1 pseudogene is annotated in these 252 nt (G+C 59.1%); it reads left to right on the top strand.

Features of this window, described 5'->3' with window-relative positions:
* Positions 1-143, top strand: a pseudogene (locus ACZYOF_RS44870) (transposase); the annotation flags it as partial.
* Between the last annotated feature and the right edge of the window lie 109 nt (positions 144-252).

Below are 252 nucleotides of genomic sequence, written 5' to 3'. Positions count from 1 at the left end.
CCGAAGTCTCGCCGGATTTGATCAGCCGGGTCACCGACGCGATTCTCGACGAAGTTCGGGAATGGCAAAGTCGGCCGCTCGACCCGGTCTATCCGGTGGTATTTTTCGACGCGCTGCGGGTCAAGATGGGGATGTCCCGATCGGTGTTGAACTACGTCGGGCCGACGTTGCCAGAATGAATGTTACGCGGCCCTTGTGACATGGGCAACGGGCTTGATCGTCATGGGATTGTGGTGAGCTTGAAGGGCCGCA

Source organism: Bradyrhizobium sp. LeoA1Lang, from assembly GCF_055413685.1.
Note: the sequence above shows the minus strand (reverse complement) of the source record. Positions and strands in the feature narration are given on the sequence as shown.